Source organism: Bradyrhizobium sp. 61 (assembly GCF_023073075.1).
Lineage (GTDB): Bacteria > Pseudomonadota > Alphaproteobacteria > Rhizobiales > Xanthobacteraceae > Bradyrhizobium > Bradyrhizobium barranii.
On record NZ_JADPIU010000044.1, the window covers coordinates 90,524 to 111,751 of the forward strand.

Genomic DNA, 21,228 nt, shown 5'->3' on the forward strand with positions numbered 1-21,228 from the left:
ATGGGTGTCTGCGCCAATTGGGCGAGGACGCTGGAATGACCGGATCAGAAAATTCGAACGCTCGTATCCTCACCGGCGAATGCTATTGCCGTGCCGTGCGCTACGAGGTCGCGGACGCGTTCTCTTACGCACTGAACTGCCACTGTTCGAACTGCCGCCGCACCACCGGCTCCGCCTTCAAGCCGTTCGCCGGGATCGTGCAGGACAAGCTCCGCATCGTCCGTGGCGAGGACCAGCGCCTCATCTATGGCGACGACACAACCCACGACGCGCACTGCGCCCGCTGCGGCTCGTTGCTTTATTCCCGGGTGCGCGAGGGAAAATGGGTCCATGTCGCCATGGGAACCCTGGTTGACGCCCCCTCGATCCGGCCGAGCGCCCACATTTTCGTGGGCTCGAAGGCGCCCTGGCATGAGATCACGGACGAGCTGCCGCAATACCGGGGACACATCGGGGGTGACTGAGCGCATACTTGGCCTGCGCCAGCGAACCGCCATCGCTCTGGCGAGACTAAAGAGTTCCTTGGCAGTTTGCAGGCATCGTCTTCGTGATCTCCATCACAAATGCGATGGCGGATTCTGCTAAGGCAATCCCCAAAGGGCGACCGAATTGCTCCCGATCTCTGGAAGTTCTGTCATGCGTAGCCTGCTCGGACTTTGTCCGCTTTTTCTGGCTCTCTTGTTCGGCGCTGCGCCCGCTCTCGCCGGAAAGCGCGTGGCGCTGGTCCTTGCCAACTCGTCGTATCAGTACGCGCCGTCGCTCGCGAACCCCGTCAATGACGGTGCAGTGATGGCGAAGACGCTGAAGGACGCCGGCTTCGAAATTGTGGAGTCCCGGCATGATCTGTCCGCGTTGGAGACGCGGCGCGTGCTGCGCGATTTTGCCGATGCGACGCGCGATGCCGACATCGCCGTGATCTACTATGCCGGCCACGGCATCGAGGTCGAAGGCTCGAACTATCTGATCCCTGTTGACGCCAAGCTCGAACGCGACACAGATGTCTACGACCAGGGGCTGTCGCTCGACCGCGTCCTGGTCACGGTCGAGCCCGCCAAGCAGCTTCGCCTGGTGATCCTCGACGCCTGCCGCGATAATCCGTTCGGCAAGACCATGAAGCGCACGGTTGTCTCGCGCGGCATCGGCCGCGGCCTGGCCCAGGTCGAGCCGAACAGCCCCAACACGCTGATCGCGTATTCGGCCAAGGCCGGCTTCACGGCGCAGGACGGCGATGGCGCCAACAGCCCCTTTACTATGGCACTGTCGAAGCATCTGACGACGCCGGGCCTCGATGTCCGTCGCGCCTTCGGCTTCGTGCGCGACGACGTGCTCAAATCGACCGGCAACAAGCAGGAGCCGTTCGTGTACGGCTCGCTCGGCGGCGAGGACGTGCCGCTGGTGCCGGTTAAGGTGGTCGCGGCCGCTCCGGTGGCGCCGATTGCGAACCCGCAGGCGGCCGATATCCGCCGCGACTACGAGCTCGCGCTCCAGGTTGGCAACAGGCCGGCCTGGGAGGCATTCCTGGCCCAGCATCCTGACGGCTTCTATGCGAATCTCGCCAAGCTTCAGGTCGAAAAAATCGGTGCCGAGCAGGCCCATGCGGCGGCCACCGAGAAGGCGAAGCAGGCCGAGGCCGAACGCGATCGTCTTGCCGCCCACGGCGCGCAGAAGGATGCGCAGGCCAAGGCCGCGGCTGATGCGAAAGCCGCCGAGCAGGCGCAGCTCGCCGCGCAGAAGGCCAAGGAGCAGGTGCAGCAGCAGGCGGCCGCGGCCGAGCAGCAGCGCGTCAACCTCGCCGCCGCGGCGCCAGGTGCGGCACCCGCCAGCACGGCGAGCCCCGCCGGCACCAGCGTCGCTTCGCTGACGCCGACGACCACGCCGGTCGACCTCAGCCGCTTGGTGCAGACCGAGCTCGGCCGCGTCGGCTGCTTCTCCGGGCAGGCCGATGGCAACTGGAATACGACTTCGCGGCGCTCGCTGTCGCAGTTCAACCGTTACGCCGGCACCAGGCTCGACGTGAAAGTGGCGAGCACCGATGCGCTCGATACGGTCAAGTCAAAGCCGTCGCGCGTCTGCCCGCTGGTCTGCGAGCACGGCTTCAAGGCCGACGGCGACACGTGCACGAAGATCGTTTGCCGCGAGGGCTATGCGATCAACGACGACAATGCGTGCGAGAAGCAGCGCATCGCCAAGCCTGCGACGGTCAAGCCTGCGACGGCCAAGCGCGCAACCGCCAAGCGCGACGACGGCGATGAGCGTTCCGCACGGCAGCGCCGTCAGGCCGGTGGCGCGGCGGGCGGCTATGGTGCCGCCGCGGGCATTGCGGCTGCCGCGAGCGCCGGCCGCGCCTCGGGTGGCGGGCAGATTTTCTGCAATGGCGGCAGCTGCCGCCCGGTCAACCGCGGCTGTCATCTCGAATATCGCGGCGGCGGTGGCCCCGGCAACGACGCCAATGCCGAGGTGTGCAACTAGGATCGCGCCATCGACGTCAGTTCGAGATCGCGCTTGCCGCGATGTTCACTGTCAGCGCCAGCAGCGCCGTGTTGTAGATGAACGACACGATGCCATGCGCGGTCGCGGTGCGGCGGATGGTCTTGTCGGTGATGCCGACGTCGGAGACCTGCGCGGTCATGCCGATCACGAACGAGAAATAGACGAAGTCCCAATAATCGGCGTGATCTTCCTTATCGCCGCTCGGAAACTGCAATCCGCCCGGCGGGTGCCGGTAGTAATCATGGGCGTAATGCAGCGCGAAGGTCGTGTGCACGGCGGCCCATGACAGCGCGATGGTGGCGATCGCGATGGTCAACTCCCACGCCCCGCGATGCGGCGTGCCGAGCTCAGACATGATCGCTGCGATGCTGGCGAAGGCGCCGATCGCCGTCACCAACAGGATCACGAAGCGGCCGTCGTCCTGCATTGCGGCACTACGGCGGATGTGCTGCTGGTCGTTGCACAGCATCATCGCGTAGACCAGCACGAGATAAACCGCGATCAACGCATCCCAGCCGAACAGCAGCCGCGTCACCAGCCGGTGCGATCCCGGCAGCAGCAAGCAGACCAGGATGCCGGCAGCGAGCGCGATAAAGGTACGCGGCCGCGCGTAAATCAGCCGCATCGGCCGCGACATCTTGCGGAAGCGGACGAGGACGGGATCGTCTTTGTCGGTGGCCATGATGGCTCCAGCCCTCTCGCTCAACTCTCGTTGTCGCCGCAGCGGCGGCCTGCTCCCTCGCCCCGCTTGTGGGGAGAGGGTCGGGGTGAGGGGGAGCCTCCGCAAGGACGGTGAGAGCTGGATTCGCGGAGGCTCCCTCTCACCCGACATTCAAGCTGCGCCTGAATATCGACCTCTCCCCGCAAGCGGGGCGAGGTGAAGATCGTGCACTACATCAGTTCTTCCGCTCGGCGACGAAGCGCGCGGCGGCCTGAAGAACGGCGGCGCGGTCGCCGAAGATCGACACGGCGCCGTCGGCCCGCGCGAGCAGGTCGCGCACGCGCTGCTTGGCGCCTTCGATGCCGAGCTGGGTGACGAAGGTGGTCTTACCCAGCGCGGCATCGGCGCCGGCCGGCTTGCCGAGCGCCGCCGCATCGCCTTCGACGTCCAGCAGATCGTCGGCGATCTGGAAGGCTTCGCCGAGCGCGCGGCCGTAATCGTCGAGCGCCTGGTATTCCTTCTGCGAGGCCTGGCCGAGGATCGCGCCGGCGATGCAGCCGTAGCGCAGCAGCGCACCGGTCTTCATCTGCTGAATGCGGGCGACATCGATCGGCTCGTTGCCGCCAAAGCGGCCTTCGCCGGCGAGATCGAGAATCTGGCCGCCGACCATGCCGCCGATGCCGGCGCAGCGCGCCAGCGCGCGCGTCAGCAGGAGGCGTACATTGGCGTCGCGGTGGATCTCATCGCGGGTGACGATGTCGAACGCGAGCGTCAACAGGCCGTCGCCGGCGAGGATCGCGGTCGCGTCATCGGTCTTCTTGTGCAGGGTGGGGCGGCCGCGGCGCAGGTCCGAATTGTCCATCGCCGGCAGGTCGTCATGGATCAGCGAGTAGCAGTGGATGCATTCGAGCGCGGCGCCCACGAGCAGCGCCGCTTCGCGGGGAACGCCGAACACGGCCGCGCTCTCGACCACCAGGAACGGGCGCAGGCGCTTGCCGCCGTTGAGGCTCGAATAGCGCATTGCGTCCATCAGTCGCTTGGGACGGGCGATCTCATCGTGCAGGATGTCATCCGCCAGCAGGCGTCCAAGCAGGGCTTCGGTGTCATCAGCGGTCTTGTCCAGGCGTTTGGCGAAATCGGACGGGGACGTGCCGGTCATCAAGAAGGGCTCCAGAACTAAAATTCGGCGGGACAATCCTTTATGCGCCCGCCCCAGTCAATCGTTTGGAAGGCCTAAAAAGTGCTGGAAAAGGCCCGAATTATCACAGACTTAATGGCGGGATCCGTGGCCGCGTTTCATTTTGCGCCGGAAAGGTCGATTTGCGCATCGTCAAGATCCTGCTGGTAGCGCTCGTGGTCGTGGCTCTCGCGCCCTACGTGATCGCGCCGTTCTACCGCACCGGCCATCCCGTTTCGACGCTGATGGCCTGGCGGTCGCTCCGGGGTGCGCCGATGCATCGGGAGTGGATTGATCTGGCCGCGATGTCGCCCTCGCTGCTGCGATCGGTGGTGGCGGCCGAGGACGCCCATTTCTGCAAGCATCACGGCATCGACTGGGGCGCGCTGCGCGAGGCGATCGACGATGCGAAGGAGGACGGTACGCCCTTCCGGGGCGCCTCCACCATCACCCAGCAGGTGGCAAAGAACCTGTTCCTCTGGCAGGGGCGGGATTTCGTCCGCAAGGCGCTGGAATTTCCGCTGGCGCTGTGGATCGATCTCGTCCTGCCCAAGGCGCGAATCCTTGAGATTTACCTCAACATCGCCGAGCTCGGCCCGCAGGGCCAGTTTGGGGTCGAGGCGGCCAGCGCCTATGCCTTTGGCAAATCGGCGGCCAACCTCTCGCCTCGGGAGGCGGCACTTCTGGCCTCGATCCTGCCCAATCCGGTCAAACGGAGCGCCCGGACTCCCGGGCCTGGCGTCCGCCGGCTGGCGGGGACCTATGTGGCGAGGGCGCAGGCGAACTCGCTTTTGACCTGCTGGCGGGAAAATCGCTGATTTTGGGCCCTTTTCGGACGTATTTTCCGGTCCAAAAGCCTAGATTTACGGCCAGCCTTCCTCTATAAGCCCGGCCTTGATCGGCATTCAGCTCGCCTCGGTTTGCGGGTGCTGAGCCGTCCCCTCGCGGACGATGCCCTGACAACACCAATCCCTAGAGGATATTGAAATGGCCGTTCCGAGAAGAAAAACCTCGCCGTCGCGTCGTGGCATGCGCCGCTCGGCAGACGCCATCAAGAAGCCGACCTATGCGGAAGACAAGGACTCCGGCGAGCTCCGTCGTCCGCACCATCTCGACCTCAAGACCGGCATGTACAAGGGCCGTCAGGTCCTGAAGAAGAAAGAGTCCTGAATTTAGGACTTTTCTCCGGGCAGGATCATTTCGCCTGCCTGATTTCGGCCACCCAATGAGATATGACAATGACGGCGGCGGAGCTAATGCTTCGCGGCCGCATTGTCCTGTCCGGATATCTTGATCGAGAAGGCATTTCGCCGATGGTCGGTTTCCCGCTGCTCCTGATCCCGCTCGCGGTCTACAACATCATCGCCTTCCTGATGCCGTCCGTGTCCTTTACGGACGTGCTGTTCAAGGTGCCGATGATCACGGGCGAGACCTGGCCGGTCACGCTTGCCGACGTGATGCTCGCGCTCGGTATCGTGTTGCTGCTGTTAGAGGTGGTCAAAGGCGCGCGGCCCGGCTCGAAATTCCTGATGGATCATCTGCTGTCGCTGATCGTGTTCGGTGCTGCCGCGGCCGAATTCGTGATGTGGCCCAAATTCGGCAACTCCACCTATTTCCTGCTGGTGCTGCTCGCGATGGCCGATTTCCTCGGCGGTATCGCCCAGCGCACGCGCCGCCGCGTCACCTATGTCGCGGAGACGACAGTGCCGGCGCCGCGCAAGGCCAAGCGCCAGGCCGAAGCGGCAACGGACGACGCGGCGCCCGAACCCAAGTTCGAGCCGGTGTCTGCGCCGGCGGTGCCACCCGCGCCGTCAGCGCAGTCGGTCGCCGAATCCGTGCTGAAGGATCATCCCGCGCCGAAGCCGGTGAACCCGCCCTCGCCGGAAATTCCCTCGCCGGATTTGCAGCCGGGCAACGGCACGCCGTCGTCTCCCGACGCGCCGCGCTGATCGTGAGTCGCCGCAGCAATGGCGGTGCGCTCCCTCGCCCCGCTTGCGCGGAGAGGTGAAGGGCACCGCCTCTCTCAGAAAATTCGTCGTGCTTAAGCCACCTGCCGCGTGCGCGCGGTGACGCTTCCGAGCGGGTGCTTGTCGCCATAGGCCATCTGCGCATCCTCGGACGAGGCGCGGCGGAGCCGGCTGGCCTGGGGCAGGTGCTCGGCATTGGCGATGAGTTGGGTGACGAAGCTCGGATCGGGACGGGGCAGCGGCGCCTTGTGGACCCACTGCAACGTCGGCAGCAGCGGCACCAGGGCCGTGCCCGTGCCGTTGTCCGCGCATTCCGATCGATCAGTACTTAACATCGCAATCACCGTTGATCCGGCGAGGCCTGTCGCGTTTCGAGACGCTGGCGCCGGTGCGTGTCATGTACTCGCAAGGCCTATGCCGGCCGGGCCGGTTTGGTTCCGCGGGCCTGCGAAACATGGTTTCCAAATTGTTTATGAACTTTGCCTAGAGTCGGAGTCGAATCTGGCCGTATTCTGTGCCGACTCAGGACTCCCCGCTGTCCCGAAACGAGGCGATTTTGACCCCTGCATTGCCGCAAGCCTCCGACATCCTGGCCGCTCTTGGTCAGGCCGTTTTCGCCTGGGACATCGCCAGCGATTCCATCGTGTGGGGCGAGCAGGTCGCCAGCGTCTTTCCCGGCATCCCGCCCGAGCGGCTCGCGACTGGCGCCGAATTCGCCAAGCTGATCGAGCCCGCGCAGACGCTGCGGACCGCCGCGCTGGCGCAGACCTCGCCAGTGCACGGCGCCGACGGCACGCCCTACCGGGTCGAATATGGCGTGCGCATGAGCGCCGCCGATCCCGAGGTCTGGATCGAGGAGACCGGCCGCTGGTTCGCCGGCCCCGATGGTCGCCCGGTGCGCGCGATCGGCTCCATCCGCATCAACAATGAGCGCCACGCCCGCGACGAGGAATTGACCAAGCTGGCCCGGCTCGATCCCCTGACCGGTGAGCTCAATCGTTCCCACCTGATCGCGGCGCTGGCCGAGGCGATCGAGGAGACGACCCGCTTCCGCTCGACCGCAGCCTTCATGCTGGTCGGCATCGATCATCTCGCCCGCGTCAACGACGCTTTCGGCTTCGATGTCGCGGACGCCGTGATCCTCGACGTGGCCAAGCGCATCCGCGCGCGCCTGCGCGGCGGTGACGTGCTCGGCCGTTTCTCCGGCAACAAGTTCGGCCTGATCCTGAAGAACTGCACCGTCGATGACATGAACGTCGCCGCCGAGCGCTTCCTTGCCGGCATCCGCGACGAGGTGGTGCCGACCAAATCCGGCCCGGTCTCGGTCACGGCGTCGATCGGCGCGGTCAGCGTGCCGCGCTATGCCCGCAGCACCGACGAGGCCGTCAATCGCGCCCATGAGACGCTGGACGCGGCAAAACAACGCCGCGTCGGTTCGTTCGCGGCGTGGCGCCCGGATGCCGCGCGCGACGCACAGCGCCGCGTCAACATCCGTGTCACCGACGAGATCGTCACCGCGCTGAACGAGCGCCGCATCAAGCTCGCCTATGAGCCGGTGGTCGCGGCCGCCTCGCGCGAGTGCGCGTTCCACGAATGCCTGGTGCGGATGGACCAGGGCGACGGCCAGGTGCTGCTCGCGCCCGACATCGTGCCGGTTGCCGAACGGCTCGGCCTGATCCGCCTGGTCGATCACCGCGTGCTCGAGCTCGTGGTCGCCGAGCTCGCGGCCGCGCCCGACATCTGCCTCAGCCTCAACATCTCGCCTGATACGACGATGGATCCGGACTGGTGGGCGGGAATTGAGTCGCTGATGCTGGCCCATCCTGGCGTCGCCGAGCGGCTGATCGTCGAGATCACCGAGACGGTCGCGATCCAGGACATCGATGACGTGCGCGGCTTCGTCACGCGGCTGAAGAATTTCGGCAGCCGCATCGCCATCGACGATTTCGGCGCCGGCTACACCTCGTTCCGAAACCTGCGCAAGCTCGGCGTCGACATCGTCAAGATCGACGGCGCCTTCGTGCAGAACATCACCCGTTCCGCCGACGACCGCGCCTTCGTGCAGACCCTGATCGACCTCGCCCGCCGCCTCGACATCAAGACGGTCGCCGAGTGGGTGCAGGACGAAGAGGCCGCCGCCATGCTGCGCGACTGGGGCTGCGACTACATCCAGGGCCGCCTGATCGGGCTCGCCTCAGCCGACCGCCCATGGGGCACGCCGCCGGACAGCGCACTGCCAGCGGCAGGATAGAGCTGCGTCCCTTGCTTCGTCGGATAATGACGAGCTGCGGGGGCTTTCCGCATGCTCGCTGTCATCGCCCGACTTGATCGGGCGATCCAGTATTCCAGAGACAGTTGTGTTTAAGCCGAGAGGCCGCGGCGTACTGGATGCCCCGGTCCCGGCTCCGCCAAGGCTACGCCGGGCCACAAGCTCGCCCGGCCGCCGAAGCTTCAGCGAAGGCGGCAAGCCGGGGCATGACAGCTGAGTGGGAGGCGCGCAGCTACGCGACGCAAATACCGGGCACCGCGACCTTCTGGAACAGATGCGGGCTCGCGACTGCGGATGCGGGGTAGGCGGCGATCTTTGCGCGGAATTCCGGGTGGGTGAAAGCGGCGCGGAAATGCGCGTTGGATTCCCACACCGCGTAATTCAGGTAGGTCGGGCTGTCGCCGACGGCGCGGTGAAGCTGGGTGGAGATGAAACCGGGCTGGCGCTTCATGAAGGCGGCGTCGTCCTGCCACGTCTTGAGGAAGCTCTGCTCATCCTCGGCGTCGAGCGTGAACACGTTGACGAGCACCACGGGGCCGGTTTCGAGCGCGATCTGACGGTCGATCGGGAAGGCAGGGTCGAGGGGACGCATGAGGGGCATGACATTGCTCCGGTCAATTTGGTATCATAATGTCAATTCGACAGTCCCGGATATAGATAATTGACATTATGATGTCAACACGGATCAATGGTGCCAAATGAACAAGACCAAGCGGACCCCGGCGGGCGAAGCCCTGACCGGCCTCATCCTCGACCTGTTCCGCGCCAACAGCCTGCTTCTGACCGCTGGCGATCGGCTGGTGACGTCGCTCGGCCTCACCAGTGCGCGCTGGCAGATCCTGGGGGCGATCGCCGACGCCGAGCGCCCGGAGCCGGTCGCCTGGCTCGCCCGCAATCTCGGCGCCAATCGCCAGAACGTGCAGCGCATCGTCAACGATCTCGCGCGGGATGGTCTCGTCGTGTTCGAGACCAACCCGCATCACCGCCGGGCGCAGCTCGTGGTGCTCACCGACAAGGGCAGGCAGGTTTACGACGCCGCCGGCCGGTTGCAGGTCCCCTGGGTCAACGGCCTTGCGGATGGATTGTCGGTCAGGGATATCGACGTGGCCCATCGCGTCGTGACCGCACTGCGAGCCGGTCTGAAAGACGCCGGTGAAGCGAACGAGTAAGCAAGCGAGGCGCCGGGGGACACGAGGCGTACATCGTGTGAGCCCATTTCGGACTCAAATCCGCCGCCGACTCAATCGATGTATCCAAATGCGGTTGGAGGCATGTCCTGAGTTGGGGAATTTGCCATGAGTGATGAAGATTTAATGCGTCATAAGAGACAGAAGCTGATTTCCACTGCCGAAGATATCGTGCGTGATGAGTCTTTCGAACTCTTGTCGCAGCAGCTCTGCGAAGGCGCTAGCTTTTCGGACGATGAATCCCCGTCGAACGACGTTTTTTTGCTTCTTGAGGAGAATGCGCGGCTTCGTGCGCTTGCCATCAGCCTTTCCAGCCTGGTCGGAGACCTCTCCGAACGGGAGTGGAGCAATGCGCTCGCATCGGCCGATCGTGCCACGCTCAATCGCCTGAGGTCGTGTCGGGCGTAACGATAGAGAGAGCGACGAGGTGAAGCGGAGCGTCACGCCACGCGCCTGACCGCGTTCAGTCGCTCGATCGTGTGGCCGACCTCGGCTGCCGGGCACGGCCTGCCGAAATAGTAGCCCTGGACTGCGGTGCAGCCGCATTCGCGGACGAAGTCGAGCTGCTCGATCGTCTCGACGCCCTCCGCCGTGGTCTCGACGCCGAGCACGGAGCCGAGGCTCGCGATGGTGCGAACGATTGCGACGCTCTCCGGGCTTTCGCCGAGCGTGCCGACGAAGGAACGGTCGATCTTGATGCGGTCGAACGGAAATTTGCGCAAATAGCTCAGCGAGGAATAGCCGACGCCGAAATCGTCGAGGCTGACGCGCACGCCAAGAGCGCGGAGCTGGTGCAGGATCTCGATTGTCGCCTCGCTGTCGTCGAGCAGCGCTGTCTCGGTGACCTCGAGCTCGAGCCGCCGTGGCGGCAGGCCGGCTTCCGCAAGCGCGCTCGTGACCATCGCCACCAGTCCGCGCGAGCGGAACTGCACCGGCGACAAATTGACCGCGACGGTGACATCGGGCCAGGACGCCGCGGTCGCACAGGCCGTGCGCAGCACCCATTCGCCGATCGGGACGATCAGCCCGTTCTCTTCCGCGAGAGGAATGAATTCGGCCGGCGAGACCAAGCCGCGCGAGGGGTGTTTCCAGCGCAGCAGCGCCTCGAAACCGGTGAGCTCGGTGGTGTCGAGCCGCACCTGCGGCTGGAACACGAGGTGAAATTCGCGTGCCTCAAGCGCGCCACGCAGATCGTGCTCCAGCGCGTGCCGGCCGCGCGCCTGTTCCTCCATCTCGGGCTCGAACAGCTGGTAGGCGCCGCGCCCCTTGGCCTTGGCCTGGTACAGCGCAAGGTCTGCGCATTTCATCAGCTCGTCGGCATCGAGCCCGTGATCGGGCGCGATCGCGATGCCGACGGAAACGCCGACATGGATCGACTGGCTTTCCAGCGGCGGCGGGTGGCCGATGATCTCGACCAGGCGGCGGGCGAGCCGTTCCGCCGATTGCGGCTGCGGTCCGCGCTGGAGGACGGCGAACTCGTCGCCGCCGAGGCGGGCGACGGTGTCATGCTCGCCGACATTCTCCTTCAGCCGTGCCGCGACCCAGCGCAGAAGCCGATCGCCGGCGGCGTGCCCGAGGCGGTCGTTGACCGTCTTGAAATTATCGAGGTCGAAGCACAGCACGGCCATCGCACCGCCGGCGATCGCGACCTGGTTCAGTCCCTCGCCCATTTTCTCGCGGAACAGCGTGCGGTTGGGCAGGTCGGTCAGTGAATCGTGCTGCGCCATGTGCGCCACGCGGGCCTGGGCCTTGTGGCGCTCGGTGACGTCCTCATAGGTGACGACCCAGCCGCCGTGCTCCATCCGCTTGTGATTGAGCTTGATGATGCGGCCGTCGTTCAGGTGACGGTGCAGCGTGTGTTCGCCCTCGCGCAGCCTTTCGACATAGTCGGCATAGATCCTCGCGGCGGTCGTGTTCGGATGGATGCCGAGGTCGCAGCTATGCTCCATAATCTCGCGCATCGAGACGCCGGGCTTCACGACATCGGGCGACAGCCCATACATCTCGATGTAGCGGCGATTGCAGACGATGACGCGCAGGCTCGCATCGAGCATGCACAGGCCCTGGCTCATGTTGTTCAGCGCGGCGTCGAAGCGGCGGTATTGCTCGCTCAGCTCTTCGATCGCGCGCTCGCGGTCGGTGATATCCTCGTAGGTGGCGACGAAGCCGCCCTCGGGCAGCGCGCAGTAGCGCACCGAGATCACGGTGTCGTTCGACATGCGCCGGCGCATCGGCGAGGAATCGTGGTTCGCGATCCTCGCGCTGGCGGCTTCCAGCAGCTGTTGCGGACTGTATTCGGAAGTGAACGCCCCGTTCACCATCGACCGCTCGATCAGCTCGCCGAGATGCGTGCCAGGCCTGGTTTCCTCCGGCGACAGCCGATAGATCTTGCGGTAGGTGGTGTTGCAGACGCGCAGGCGCATGTCGCTGTCGTAGAAGGCGAGCCCGTGCGCCATGTTCTCCAGCGCCGCATCGAGGATGAAGTTCTGTTGCCGCAGCGCTTCTTCGTACTGCAGCCGCTCGGTGACGTCCTCATGCACCGTCACCCAGCCGCCGTCGGGCAGGAAGCGGGACACCGCCTGCACCATCCGGCCGTCATGGCGCATCACCAGCAGGGTCTTCGCCTTTCTGCTGCGCACATCCTCCAGCCTGGTGTCATGGAACTCGTCGGCCGACATGCCCGGCAGGTTGCCGCGCGACATCCAGTGTTCGATCACTGAGCAATGCGAGACGCCCGGCTTCACGATGTCGGAATCGAGATTGTAGAGGTTCAGGAACCGCTCGTTGCAGACGACGACACGGCTGTCGGCGTCGTACATGATGAGGCCGTGCGACATATTGGCGAGCGCGTGCTGGCTGCGCTCCGTCTGCAGGCGCAATTCCGCCTCAAGCCGGGCGAGGCGGCTGACGTCATCGCAGATCGTCATCCAGCCGCCGCCGGGAAGCGGCTTCAGCTCGAGCGCCATGACGAGTCCGCTCGCGAGTGTCTGTTCGGTGCGGAAGGGCTTCCCGCCTGCGATCTGCGCGATTCGCTTCGTATACAGCGCGTCGATCTCGTGTTGCGGAAAGTTGCCGCGCGCCGCGCTGTGTGCGAGCACCTCGCGGTAGCTCGTGCCGACATGCACGATGTCGGCCGACATGTCGAACAGCGACAGATAGCTCTGGTTGACCAGCACGATCCGGTTGTCGGCGTCGTAGACGCAGACGCCCTGCTCCATGTGATCGAGCGCAAGCTGGCTCAGCCCGACGAGGGCCTGCGGGCCCTCTGCGCGGCGTGCACCAAGCTCGTTATCGCGGATCGGCGTCATGGGATCGACGGGTCTCGGCCGGCAATAGATTTAACGCAACGTAATTCAGCCACTGAGCGTAACGAAGAGGCCGGAAAAATCCCTTAAGCGCAGTAGTTTACGGAGGGTGACTGGGGATGCGGAGCGGCGTGCGCCAAGCGCGCGAATGCCGAGATATCTGCAAGCCAGAGTTGGCCGTAAGCGCACGACAAACTCCGCTGTCGTCCCTGCGAACGCAGGGGACCCATAACCCTAGGGAGAAGTTTGGCGAAGACTGATCCTGAATGGTCTTCCCGCGGTACCGGCGTCTGGGCTCACAGGTAGATCACGCGGTATGGGTCCCTGCGTTCGCAGGGACGACAGCGCATTCTTGGCCCGAGCGTCCCTTACGGCCCGTACAGCACGAGTTCCGTGTCCGTGAGGTCGCCGAGCTGCGGCCGGTGCGGACCCTTAAAATATTTACGGCCGCGCCGCTCGGTGTAGATGCCGGCGAGGCCGGGAATCGGGCCATTGGAATCGATCGCCACCGAGATCTTGCCGAGTCGCAGCAGCAGCCGGCCGATGCGGCCTGCGCAGGCGGCGTATTCGGCGGCGCTGCGGCAATAGATCAGCTTCATCGCGGGCGGTGCGATGAAGCCGCGGCGGATGCGCACCGGCTGCAGGATGAAGGGGGACGTCCCCTTGGGCGTGCGGCAGACCAGGCTGAGGCAATTGTAGCGGGCATGCCGCGTGAGGAGCTGCGTCTCGTCGTCGGTCAGCCCCTCGATCGCCTTGGCGTGCTGCGAGATGACCTCGATCTTGCTCCAGCGCGGAGGGCGCGCGAGGGCGGGCACGGAGAAGAAGATGCCGTGGCAATAGGCACGGAAGCCCTGCGTCTCGATGATCGGCCAGGTCCACGGCGCCGGGCTGATGTTGAGATAGGTGACATCCTTGTGCCGCTGCGCGATCTTGGTCAGCAGCGGGGCGTAGTTGCGGTAGGCCGGATCGACATACCAGCTCGACAAATTGCACTGGATGGCGGCCTCTTCGCCGTGCTTTCGCGCCGTGTAGATCAGCAGCAGCACGCCGACGGGCGCGCCGTCATTGTCGAGCATGTAGCCGAAGCGCGGATAGCCCTCCGGCACGGGCCGGAAGGCCTGTCGGCGCAGCCCCTGAATCCAGTAATTGCGCGAGCGGCCGACGAAGCCGCGCGTCAGCAGGTCCGCGACCGCATCGACGTCGGCCTCGGTGATCTCGCGGCATCGGACCTTGGTGTGGATCACGCTCGTTTTACCCGTGGAAATGGGAGGCCTCGTTCGCTCTATCGTTTCAGCACGATCTTTTCGGAAAACCGCCCCGCACTTTTCCGGATCATGCTCTAGCGCCAGCCTTCACCATGGGCATCGGCCGTGGCTAACGGCTGCATGCCCATGATCTCCCGCACCTTGGCGGGCCAGGCGGCGAGATCGGTGCCGTGGGTGTGGAACATGGCGACGGCCAGGCGGTCCATGCCGAAGGCGACGCAGCCGGTGTGGGCCGGTTCGCCATTGGCGTCCAGGATGCCCCAGGTCGTGCCGAAATGCTCGCGGTGATAGTTGAAGCTCATGCAGGCGGTCGGCTGATCCTCCGAGCGAAGCGGGATCAGGAGCTCGAACTTGAGCTGCTGCTGCTTCTGGCTCACCGCCTTGATCTGGCCGACGCGGCCGAAGAAGGGGTCGCTGGCATAGTCGACGCGGAAGGTCAGGCCGAGGTCGCGGGCGATCGCCTGCGCGCGCACCATCCAGCGCTCGCGGAAATCGGCGACGTCGTCGGGGCTGCCGATGCAGACATATTCGCGCATCCGGAACGATTGCAGCCGGTCGAGATGTTTCGACGGCTCGCGGCGGAAGCAGTCGGCGGCGACGTCGAAGCGCAGGCCGCCCTTCGGCAAAGGTCCGCGGCTCGCCGCGATCGGATAGACCGGGTAGCAGGCGGCGGGCGACAGCACGAGGTCGGCCGGCGAGAGCGATGAAGTCCAGTCGCCGCCGGCGTCGAAGCGGCTCACCGCCGCGTTGATCTCGCGTTCGGTGCCGTGCAGGCCGCAGACGCAGCCGAGCAGGTTCGGAAAGCTCTTGAGATAGCCGGATTTCTCGAGCTGGGCCCGGCTCATCACCGGCGGAAAGCGCATGACCTCTGTGCCGGTCTCGCGATGGCTCGTGATCAGCGCGGCGAGACGCTCGACGACGCCCTCATAGAGCGCGGTGCGGGCGTAGACGCCGTCCGAGCCCATGGGGTGGAACAGCTTGTCGGCGAGATGATCGAGCGGATCTGCGATTTGCGGCGCGGTCTCGGGCGAGCTGGGGAGAACAGCAATGTTCATGTTCGACTTCCTGCTATCTGAAATTGTTCTTTTTGGCCGAAAGGCTCGTCAGTCGCGAAGGCTTTCTAGTCCCGAAGGCTTGCCGGTATGCCGCTCATCAGCGTCGACGTGGCGGCGTTGGCGAGAATGCGGTCGTTGTTGATCATGATCGGCGAGGACAGCACGTCGCGCAGGTGGCGGCCCATGGTGAACTCGCCGTCGTTGCGGTAGCCGGAAAGGCCCGCGGTGCGCATCGCATGCATCACGGTCTCGACCGCGAGCTCGGAGGCCTGCACCTTCAACAGCGTGATCGAGGACTGGAAATCGAGCGAGCTCAGCGCGCGCTCGTCATGCTCGGCGCGGGCAAAGGTGTCGACATTGGCTGCGATCAGCGCGCGCAGCTTGGCCAGCGACATCTTCGCGGCCGTGAAATGCGCCGCGGCCGGCGGCATCTGGCCGCCCGAGGTGCGGGCCGCCTTACGAACGAAAGCCTGCGCACGGGTCACGGCCGCAGCCGCGATGCCGGCCCAGGCCGAGGACCAGCACAGATGCGCGAACGGCGTCATGGTCTGGGCATGGATCTTGTCATAAGATTCCGGGAAGATGCGGTCGGCCGGGCAATCGACCTTCAGCTCGAAGCCGGTCGAGCAGGTGCCGCGCATGCCAAGCGTCTCCCAGCCCTGCGTTTGCTTCAGCGAATAATCGTCCTTGGCGAGCGCCAGCAGAACCTGGTCGGAGGCGGCGGCCTCGGTGGCGCGGCGGGCGATGGTGACGAGGCCGTCGGCCTCCGCACCGTAGGAGATCACGGTGGCGTCGCGCACCAGCGAGACTGCGTCGCCGGCGTGGTCGACTGCCGCGGCGCTGGCGCGAATGTTGCCGCCGTTCTGGCCTTCGGTGGTGGAGGAGGCGAGCAGCCACTGGTCGCGGGCGACCCGGCGCATCATCGTTTCCATCCAGGGGATGCCATGGCCGTGCCTGATGACACAGGCGACCTTGGTCGTGTGCATCGCATAGATCATCGCGGTCGAGGCGCAGGCGCGCCCGAGCGTGTAGCAGATGTCGGTAACGTCGTAGATCGAAGCGCCAAGGCCGCCGAACTCAACCGGGATCATGACGCCGAGCAGTTTCTGCTCACGCGCGACCTCGAAAGCCTTGTGGGGGAAGCGGGCGCCGCGATCGACCTCGTCCGCATCGGCAGCCGCCGCAGCGGCCGTCCGGGTAGCGCGTTCGATGAGGGAGGGGCCGTGTTCGAGAAAGCTCGTTTGCGTTTCGTCGACAGTGAGGACTGCTTCACGCACGTTCATACTCGTCCGCCTCCGGTTTGCCGTTCAGGACCGCCGGCATCATTCGCGATGCCGTGCAAGCGATCCTCCGACCATTTTGCTTGTGAGACGAGGCTACGGATTTAATTCAAATTCGTCGATGAAATAGAGGGTAAACAAAGCCAAATTCCGAACGAACAGTTAAGTTCGGGTTGTTTGCATCGCCGACAATTCCGCGATCGCGTTAGGGATCTGGAAGAACCCGGAATTCCAGACAATCTGAGTCATCGTTTACTAAGAAAGGCGAAGTAATGGTGGCGCCCATTGTGGGATCGGACCGTCGCGCCCATCGTAGTCGGCAACCGGTCCGACCGTTGAATAGACAGATGGGAATTTACCGATGCAGGCCTTCGATACCGACGTGCGCGATCGCATCATCAAGCTGGTGAAGGGCATCCTCGAGCAGAACTCGCTCACCGCGGACATCACACCACAGGCGAAGCTCGTCGATGCGGGTCTGACCTCGATGGACATGGTCAATCTGATGCTCGGCGTCGAAGCCGAGTTCGACTTCACCATCCCGCAGTCCGAGATCACGCCCGAGAACTTCCAGTCGGTCGAGACGCTGGAGCGAATGGTCGCGACCCAGCTGCAGCTGGCCGCCGCGGCTTAATTAGACGTAACTATCTCTCCCCGGGTCGTCCTTGCGAACGCAGGGACCCATACCGCGGAATCTATCGATCGTTGAAGGTCGCAGTACAGAACGACGAATCCTCGCCAAACTGCGCCCTGTGGCTATGGGTCCCCGCTTTCGAGGGGACGACACTGAGAGTGAGGCGAGCACCCCAGGCCCCTCACAGCACCGGCATCGCCCCACCGCCCCCGTTCCAAAACCGCCGCAAAACTGGCATAGCTTAACCATGTCGCACATGGCGAACGGGTGGAGCAGGCATGACGCAGGCGGTATTGGGCATCATCGGTGGCTCCGGCATCTACGATCTGCCGGGTCTCGAGGGTGCGCGCGAAGAAGTGATCAAGAGCCCCTGGGGCGAGCCGTCGGCCCCTCTGCGGCGCGGCTCGATTGCCGGCCTGCCGATCGTGTTCCTGCCGCGGCACGACAAGGGTCACCGGCTGTCGCCCTCCGACATCAACTATCGCGCCAACATCGATGTTCTGAAGCGGGCCGGCGTCACCGACCTGATCTCGCTCTCGGCCTGCGGCTCGTTCAGGGAGGAGCTGCCACCCGGCACCTTCGTTCTCGTCGACCAGTTCGTCGATCGCACCCACAAGCGCGAGAGCTCGTTCTTCGGTCGGGGCTGTGTCGCGCATGTGTCGATGGCGCATCCGGTCTCGCCGCGCCTGCGCATCCATCTTGCGGCGGCAGCTGAAGCCGAGGGCATCGCGTTTGCGCGCGGCGGCACCTATGTCTGCATGGAGGGGCCGCAATTCTCCACCTATGCGGAAAGCATGACCTACAAGACATCGGGCTATTCCGTGATCGGCATGACCAACATGCCCGAGGCGAAGCTCGCGCGTGAGGCGGAGATCTGCTACGCCACGGTCGCGATGGTGACGGATTTCGACTGCTGGCATCCCGACCACGACGCCGTCACCGTCCAGGACATCATCCGCGTGCTGACCTCGAACGCCGACAAGGCGAAGGCGCTGGTGGCGCGGCTCGCGACGGATTTTCCGCGCGAGCACGAGCCGTGCCCGATCGGTTCGGACCGCGCGCTCGACACCGCGTTGATCACGGCGCCCGAGGCGCGCGATCCCGAGCTCTTGAAGAAGCTCGATGCGGTGGCCGGGCGCATCCTGCGAGCGTGATACGAAAGGCAGAATGCCATGAAGGTTGACGGCAAGCATTTCCGCAGCATCTGGCGCGAGCGCGATGGCTGGTCGGTCGGCGCGATCGACCAGCGCCGCCTGCCGCATGAGTTCGTCATCGCGAAGCTGACTTCATGCGAAGGCGCTGCGGTCGCCATTCGCGACATGCTGGTGCGCGGCGCGCCGCTGATTGGTGCAACCGCGGCCTACGGCATGGCGTTGGCCATGCGCGAGGATTCCTCGGACGCTGGCCTCAAGCGTGCCTATGACACGCTGGTCGTGGCGCGGCCGACCGCGATCAATCTGAAATGGGCGCTGGACGAGATGCGCACGGCGCTCGCGCCCGTCGATCCGGTTGAACGCGCGGAGGCGGCTTACGCGCGCGCCGACGAGATCGTCGAGCAGGACGTCGAGATCAACCGCGGCATCGCCGGCAACGGCCTGAAACTGATCGAGGCGATCGTCGCAAAGAAGAAGCCGGGCGAGACGGTCAACGTGCTGACCCATTGCAATGCCGGCTGGCTCGCCACCGTCGACTGGGGCACCGCAACGGCGCCGATCTATCTGGCGCATGAGCGTGGCATCAAAATCCATGTCTGGGTCGATGAGACCCGTCCGCGCAACCAGGGTGCCTCGCTCACCGCCTGGGAGCTCGGCCATCACGGCGTGCCGCACACGGTCATCCCCGACAACACCGGCGGACACCTGATGCAGCACGGCATGGTCGACCTCGCCATCGTCGGCACCGACCGCGTCGCCGCCAATGGCGATGTCTGCAACAAGATCGGCACCTATCTGAAGGCGCTTGCCGCGCACGACAACGGCGTGCCGTTCTATGTCGCGCTGCCGTCGCCGACGATCGATTTCGCCGTCGATGACGGCATCCGCGACATTCCGATCGAGCAGCGCAGCGGCACGGAGGTGACCGACATGACCGGCCGCACCGCGGACGGCCGGCTGGAGACGGTGCGCATCGTGCCGGACGGCTCGCCGGTCGCGAATTACGCGTTCGACGTGACGCCGGCGCGGCTGGTCACTGGTCTCATCACGGAGCGCGGTGTGCTGAAGCCGGATAGAGCATCGCTGGCGGCCGCCTTTCCCGAGCGGATCGCCGCTGCGGCGGAGTAGGCTGCCGTAGGGTGGGCAAAGGCGCGAAAGCGCCGTGCCCACCATCTGCTTGTGGTGGGCACGCTCCGCTTTGCCCACCCTACGGCTTCGTGCCTCGCAACGATGAGCCAGCCTACCCCAACTTCTGCCCCGTCGCCGTCTCAAGCTCCGCAATCGCCTGCGCCCCACTCGTCACCTTGATCGTGGTCATGCCCATCTCGCGTGCGGGTTTGAGATTGACGCCGAGATCGTCGAGATAGACGCACTTCTTCGGATCGACCTTCAGCGTCTCGACCATCATCCTGTAGATGCGCGGGTCGGGCTTGCGCAAGCCGATCTTGGCGGATTCGACGACGTGGTCGAACAGAACCATCACCTCGGCGATGTAGAGTGAGCGCCCGGTCATGCTGCCGATCGCGTTGGCAGGCAGATTGTTGGTGATGCAGCCGGTCTTGAATTGCGCCTTGATGCGCTTGAGGGCCTCGACCATCTCGGGACGCAGATCGCCCTGAAGCAGCGGCAGCACGTCGCGGCCGCGCACCTCCGCGCCGAGCGCGCGAGATTCCTCGGCGAAAAGCTTGTCGAAGGTGTCGATATCGACCTCGGCCCGCTCGAACTTGGCCCAGGCGTTTTCCAGATGATTGGCGGCGTTGGTGCGCCGGATGATGTCGACGGGGAGACCGCGCTCGGTCTCGTACCGCGCGAACGCCTCGAACGGCGAGCTCGTCAGCACGCCGCCAAAATCAAAGATCACAGCCTCGATCGTCAAGATCCCGCCCTCGTCAATTCCTTCCCAAGAGCGCTAGCATGCGCTATCGGCAAGGGCCAGTCTGAAGCAATCCCGCCGTCACCGATGCTGACGCCAAGGCGTGTTCCCATGAAGAAGCTTGCAACCCTCATCGCAGCCGCGCTGCTGCTCGCCACGCCCGCACACGCCATCGTCGGCGGCGGCACGCCGCAGGCCGATGGTGTCGCGCGCGCGGTCGTCACCATCGTCGGCTCGCGGGGCAATTTCTGCACCGGCAGCCTGATCGCCCCGAAGGTCGTGCTGACGGTTGCCCACTGTGTGCAGCCCGGCGCGGACTACAAGATCGTCGATCGCGGCGCTGACGGTGCGCCGCAATTGCTGAACGTGCGCACCGTCGCGATCCATCCCAACTTCAACATGCAGGCAATGCAGGCCCATCGCGCCACCGCGGACGTGGCATTGTTGCAACTGGAAATTCCACTCAAGGGAAAATCGACGATGTCGGTCGGTGCGCCGACTATTCCAATCCAGGTCGGCAGCCGGTTCGTCATCGCCGGTATCGGCGTCACCGTGCGCGGCGACGGCAAGAGCGGCGGCGCGACGCGCGTTGCCGGGCTCGTGGCCACAGGCCAGCCCGGCACGTTCCAGATCCGGCTGGTCGATCCCGTAACCAACGGTGTTCGCGACGGAATTGGCGCTTGCACCGGCGATTCCGGCGGTCCGGTGTTCGAGGACAAGCCGAACGGTCCGGTGCTCGTCGGCGTCATCAGCTGGTCCACGGGACCGAACGGCGCCGCCGGCTGCGGCGGATTGACCGGCGTCACGCCGCTCACGCTCTATCGCGACTGGATTTTGCAGACCGCGCGGAGCTGGGGTGCGGCGTTATAGTTTGACCGCGAATTGATCTGTGTCATTTTGAAGTGGAAGCG

The 21,228-nt window shown here is 65.1% G+C and carries 21 protein-coding genes; 12 read left to right on the forward strand and 9 right to left on the reverse strand.

All coding sequences use genetic code 11. The features are described 5' to 3' along the window. Positions 1–35 precede the first annotated feature (35 nt). Together IVB46_RS12995 and IVB46_RS13000 are read left to right on the forward strand one after the other, a co-directional pair. Positions 36–464, forward strand: coding sequence for a GFA family protein (locus IVB46_RS12995; protein WP_063980022.1), 429 nt, complete (start codon positions 36–38; stop codon positions 462–464). A 172-nt stretch (positions 465–636) separates the two neighbouring features. After that, positions 637–2,469, forward strand: a complete 1,833-nt coding sequence (locus IVB46_RS13000; protein WP_247342909.1) for a caspase family protein — start codon at positions 637–639, stop codon at positions 2,467–2,469. Positions 2,470–2,485: 16 nt separating this feature from the next. On the opposite strand, the gene IVB46_RS13005 is transcribed toward IVB46_RS13000, so the two are convergent. Both IVB46_RS13005 and IVB46_RS13010 read right to left on the reverse strand, forming a co-directional pair. Next, positions 2,486–3,172 (reverse strand): DUF1345 domain-containing protein, encoded by a 687-nt coding sequence (locus IVB46_RS13005; RefSeq protein WP_063980020.1) that lies wholly within the window; start codon positions 3,170–3,172, stop codon positions 2,486–2,488. A 214-nt stretch (positions 3,173–3,386) separates the two neighbouring features. Beyond that, complete coding sequence (locus IVB46_RS13010) at positions 3,387–4,310, reverse strand: polyprenyl synthetase family protein (RefSeq protein ID WP_063980019.1); 924 nt, start codon at positions 4,308–4,310, stop codon at positions 3,387–3,389. A gap of 161 nt (positions 4,311–4,471) precedes the next feature. Here IVB46_RS13010 and mtgA point away from each other — a divergent pair, with 161 nt between their 5' ends. From mtgA to IVB46_RS13025, 3 genes are all read left to right on the forward strand, one after another. Then, positions 4,472–5,146 carry a monofunctional biosynthetic peptidoglycan transglycosylase gene (gene mtgA, locus IVB46_RS13015; RefSeq protein WP_247313003.1) on the forward strand — a complete coding sequence of 225 codons (675 nt, stop codon included), beginning with the start codon at positions 4,472–4,474 and terminating at the stop codon, positions 5,144–5,146. A gap of 169 nt (positions 5,147–5,315) precedes the next feature. Continuing rightward, on the forward strand, positions 5,316–5,498 hold the full coding sequence (gene rpmF / locus IVB46_RS13020) for a 50S ribosomal protein L32 (protein WP_028149139.1): 183 nt from the start codon (positions 5,316–5,318) through the stop codon (positions 5,496–5,498). 143 nt (positions 5,499–5,641) lie between these two features. Next, positions 5,642–6,277 carry a hypothetical protein gene (locus tag IVB46_RS13025; RefSeq protein ID WP_247342917.1) on the forward strand — a complete coding sequence of 212 codons (636 nt, stop codon included), beginning with the start codon at positions 5,642–5,644 and terminating at the stop codon, positions 6,275–6,277. A 92-nt stretch (positions 6,278–6,369) separates the two neighbouring features. Here the strand turns inward: IVB46_RS13025 and IVB46_RS13030 are convergent, their stop codons facing one another. Continuing rightward, entirely contained in the window at positions 6,370–6,630 is a 261-nt protein-coding gene (locus IVB46_RS13030) for a hypothetical protein (RefSeq protein WP_247313000.1), read from the reverse strand. A gap of 221 nt (positions 6,631–6,851) precedes the next feature. Here IVB46_RS13030 and IVB46_RS13035 point away from each other — a divergent pair, with 221 nt between their 5' ends. After that, complete coding sequence (locus tag IVB46_RS13035; protein ID WP_247342912.1) at positions 6,852–8,546, forward strand: bifunctional diguanylate cyclase/phosphodiesterase; 1,695 nt, start codon at positions 6,852–6,854, stop codon at positions 8,544–8,546. 250 nt (positions 8,547–8,796) lie between these two features. Here IVB46_RS13035 and IVB46_RS13040 read toward each other — a convergent pair whose 3' ends face one another. Further along, a complete protein-coding gene (locus IVB46_RS13040; RefSeq protein WP_247312993.1) occupies positions 8,797–9,165 on the reverse strand; it encodes an antibiotic biosynthesis monooxygenase family protein in 369 nt (122 codons plus the stop codon). Positions 9,166–9,262: 97 nt separating this feature from the next. Between IVB46_RS13040 and IVB46_RS13045 the strand changes: the two genes are divergently transcribed. Next, positions 9,263–9,733: a MarR family winged helix-turn-helix transcriptional regulator gene (locus IVB46_RS13045; RefSeq protein WP_166347826.1), complete on the forward strand. Its 471-nt coding sequence runs from the start codon at positions 9,263–9,265 to the stop codon at positions 9,731–9,733. Positions 9,734–9,859: 126 nt separating this feature from the next. Then, the gene (locus IVB46_RS13050) at positions 9,860–10,159 is read left to right on the forward strand and encodes a hypothetical protein (protein ID WP_038942196.1); all 300 of its coding nucleotides are present in this window, start codon (positions 9,860–9,862) and stop codon (positions 10,157–10,159) included. 32 nt (positions 10,160–10,191) lie between these two features. On the opposite strand, the gene IVB46_RS13055 is transcribed toward IVB46_RS13050, so the two are convergent. From IVB46_RS13055 to IVB46_RS13070, 4 genes are all read right to left on the reverse strand, one after another. Further along, the gene (locus IVB46_RS13055) at positions 10,192–13,059 is read right to left on the reverse strand and encodes a PAS-domain containing protein (RefSeq protein WP_247312990.1); all 2,868 of its coding nucleotides are present in this window, start codon (positions 13,057–13,059) and stop codon (positions 10,192–10,194) included. A 365-nt stretch (positions 13,060–13,424) separates the two neighbouring features. Continuing rightward, complete coding sequence (locus IVB46_RS13060; protein WP_247312987.1) at positions 13,425–14,300, reverse strand: acyl-CoA acyltransferase; 876 nt, start codon at positions 14,298–14,300, stop codon at positions 13,425–13,427. 95 nt (positions 14,301–14,395) lie between these two features. Further along, positions 14,396–15,376: an amino acid--[acyl-carrier-protein] ligase gene (locus IVB46_RS13065; RefSeq protein ID WP_247312984.1), complete on the reverse strand. Its 981-nt coding sequence runs from the start codon at positions 15,374–15,376 to the stop codon at positions 14,396–14,398. 65 nt (positions 15,377–15,441) lie between these two features. Next, the gene (locus tag IVB46_RS13070; protein ID WP_247312981.1) at positions 15,442–16,659 is read right to left on the reverse strand and encodes an acyl-CoA dehydrogenase family protein; all 1,218 of its coding nucleotides are present in this window, start codon (positions 16,657–16,659) and stop codon (positions 15,442–15,444) included. A gap of 358 nt (positions 16,660–17,017) precedes the next feature. On the opposite strand from IVB46_RS13070, the gene IVB46_RS13075 reads away from it, so the two are divergent. From IVB46_RS13075 to mtnA, 3 genes are all read left to right on the forward strand, one after another. Continuing rightward, the gene (locus tag IVB46_RS13075) at positions 17,018–17,290 is read left to right on the forward strand and encodes a phosphopantetheine-binding protein (RefSeq protein ID WP_014491153.1); all 273 of its coding nucleotides are present in this window, start codon (positions 17,018–17,020) and stop codon (positions 17,288–17,290) included. Between the two features lie 278 nt (positions 17,291–17,568). Continuing rightward, positions 17,569–18,444 (forward strand): S-methyl-5'-thioadenosine phosphorylase, encoded by an 876-nt coding sequence (locus tag IVB46_RS13080; protein ID WP_247312978.1) that lies wholly within the window; start codon positions 17,569–17,571, stop codon positions 18,442–18,444. 18 nt (positions 18,445–18,462) lie between these two features. Then, positions 18,463–19,572: an S-methyl-5-thioribose-1-phosphate isomerase gene (gene mtnA, locus IVB46_RS13085; RefSeq protein ID WP_247312975.1), complete on the forward strand. Its 1,110-nt coding sequence runs from the start codon at positions 18,463–18,465 to the stop codon at positions 19,570–19,572. Between the two features lie 112 nt (positions 19,573–19,684). Here mtnA and IVB46_RS13090 read toward each other — a convergent pair whose 3' ends face one another. Continuing rightward, positions 19,685–20,320 carry an HAD-IA family hydrolase gene (locus IVB46_RS13090; RefSeq protein WP_247312972.1) on the reverse strand — a complete coding sequence of 212 codons (636 nt, stop codon included), beginning with the start codon at positions 20,318–20,320 and terminating at the stop codon, positions 19,685–19,687. 108 nt (positions 20,321–20,428) lie between these two features. Here IVB46_RS13090 and IVB46_RS13095 point away from each other — a divergent pair, with 108 nt between their 5' ends. After that, positions 20,429–21,187: a trypsin-like serine protease gene (locus tag IVB46_RS13095; RefSeq protein ID WP_247312969.1), complete on the forward strand. Its 759-nt coding sequence runs from the start codon at positions 20,429–20,431 to the stop codon at positions 21,185–21,187. Positions 21,188–21,228 lie beyond the last annotated feature (41 nt).